Origin of the sequence: Dolichospermum sp. UHCC 0259, assembly GCF_009711935.1 — a bacterium.
In the GTDB taxonomy this organism is placed as follows: Bacteria; Cyanobacteriota; Cyanobacteriia; order Cyanobacteriales; family Nostocaceae; genus Dolichospermum.
In genome coordinates this window covers 1-1,976 of sequence record NZ_VIKX01000123.1, presented here as the reverse complement: position 1 = coordinate 1,976, position 1,976 = coordinate 1, and the positions used below count along the sequence as shown (strand labels likewise).

The following is a 1,976-nucleotide window of genomic DNA, read 5'->3' as shown; positions in this document are numbered from 1 at the left end:
TCTACTTAAATTAAGATAATTTTATCTTATTTTTTTCAAAATGAGAATTGCTGTTACTTTAACTCCTTACTTGAGAATATATTCAAAAAAGTTAAAAATTTAACTTTTTCCAAAAAACTTAATCATTCTCAAGCAATATATCTAATCGGGCTATTGGGGAAAAAAGGCCAAAAAATAGGGGGAAGTTGAACTTTCCCCCTGGTTATTGTTATGATGATCATTTGGCTTTTGATTGTCTTTGAGTTTCTGTCTGAGCATTTGTCTTTGTTTTTTCAGTTGCCGTTTTCTAGCAGAACCACCTCGGCCTTTATCGTTTCTGCCTTCTCGACGTGGGGATTCCCAGCGTTTAAGTCGCATAGTTTTTATTGGTAAAGTTTCACGATGTAGTTCTATAGTAACATAGTTTTTACTCAATGGCTACTGTATTTTGGAGTAATTAGAAAATATTTAACTTTGCTGAATATGACTATGTAACATGACTAAGGTTTCGGCTAATTGACTCAAACGATTTTCTAGGTCTTGTTTGCGTCCTAAAAGTTGTCGTAATCTTTGGTGACGAGCGATCGCTATACTAACACTAGGAACTTGTTCAACTGGACAGGGACGAGACCACACTTGACCGGCTGTATCTACTCCACAAAGTCGGTAGTCAGTATGTAGTGGTTTATAAGACTCTTTTTCACCGCTTGCACAAATTTCTTCGACATAATTCATCAGACGCTCTATTTCTGCATGGCGTAAGGCTGCTGTTCCAACTGTTTCTGGTTCTTGCACATTAGATTCCAACCAACCATTAATAATTGGACCTTCCAAGTAAATATCCTGAATTTGCTGTATTATTTTTTGTAATTCTAGTTGCCAATCAGCTACTTTATCTTGAATTTCTTGGAGCATATTCATGGCCAGTGCTGGGTTAGCACCGTGACGATGATTGCTGAATGATGGAGTTTTAAATTTCGGGAGAGTTGGCGTTTTTTCTCCATTCTCTTGGGCTGGAAAGGCTTGGACAGAATTAGGCTGAGGAAATAAATTTGCCTCTGGAGTTTCATGAATAACTGAATCTGCGTCTAAGTTACTATGATGGGTTCGGGTTGGATTTTGGGAATTTTCTGAAGATTCCTGGGGACGGATACTAATGCGAAAGGAAAAGGAACGTTTGCTTTCTTCACCTGGTTCTGTGGTGACATCATCATTACGAGTTTTTAAATCATGTAGCGTGGCCTCTATCCGTTTTAACCCTGGTTTCATAACAATATCCTAAAATTTATGGTCTTTAGCAAGAAAGAATTCAGGAGTACAGAAGGGTGGTGATTTTGGGGATAGTTGATTTAACTCGTGTATTCTTCCTGATGAAACACTATATTATCAAATAATGGGGAAAATAATTTTGGTGACAGGTGCAGCCCGCTCTGGTAAAAGTGAATGGGCGGAAGATTTGGCGATAAATTCGGAAAAAAATGTTGTCTACATTGCCACAGCTACACAAAATCCTGATGATCTGGAATGGCAAGAACGCATTCAAAAACATCAACAACGCCGTCCTCAAGATTGGATAACTCTTGCTGTGCCAGTGGAACTAACTGCTGCTTTGGCTCAATCTCAGCCTCATACTTGCCTGTTGGTGGATTCTTTAGGAACTTGGGTGGCTAATTTTCTGGAGGAGGAGGATTTAGTTTGGGAAAATATTGTGAGGGAGTTTCTGGACATTCTGCCGTTGGTGGCTGCTGATGTCATATTTGTAGGGGAAGAAACAGGTTGGGGTGTAGTTCCAGCTTATCCTCTAGGGCGCAAATTCCGCGATCGCCTGGGCGCTTTAGTGAGACAATTAGGGACAATCTGTGAACCCGTTTATTTGGTGACAGGTGGTCATGCGTTGAATTTGAGTTTATTAGGTGTACCATTACCAGCAAGTAAATAGGGGGCAGGGGACTGGGGATACCCAAACATGACTCCAAAGACAGCAACACTAGAAATTC

At 39.9% G+C, this 1,976-nt stretch carries 3 protein-coding genes; 1 reads left to right on the top strand and 2 read right to left on the bottom strand.

What is annotated here, in order from left to right; genetic code table 11:
- Positions 1–150 precede the first annotated feature (150 nt).
- The gene (locus FJR05_RS09855) at positions 151–414 is read right to left on the bottom strand and encodes a hypothetical protein (RefSeq protein WP_254446892.1); all 264 of its coding nucleotides are present in this window, start codon (positions 412–414) and stop codon (positions 151–153) included.
- 33 nt (positions 415–447) lie between these two features.
- A complete protein-coding gene (locus FJR05_RS09850) occupies positions 448–1,248 on the bottom strand; it encodes a hypothetical protein (protein ID WP_168643937.1) in 801 nt (266 codons plus the stop codon).
- Positions 1,249–1,372: 124 nt separating this feature from the next.
- On the opposite strand from FJR05_RS09850, the gene cobU reads away from it, so the two are divergent.
- Positions 1,373–1,918: a bifunctional adenosylcobinamide kinase/adenosylcobinamide-phosphate guanylyltransferase gene (gene cobU, locus FJR05_RS09845; protein WP_168643936.1), complete on the top strand. Its 546-nt coding sequence runs from the start codon at positions 1,373–1,375 to the stop codon at positions 1,916–1,918.
- Positions 1,919–1,976 lie beyond the last annotated feature (58 nt).

Coding starts and splice junctions, on each gene's coding strand:
- FJR05_RS09850 (WP_168643937.1), bottom strand. CDS start 1,248: ATGAAACCAGGGTTAAAACGGATAGAGGCCACGCTACATGATTTAAAA.
- cobU (WP_168643936.1), top strand. CDS start 1,373: ATGGGGAAAATAATTTTGGTGACAGGTGCAGCCCGCTCTGGTAAAAGT.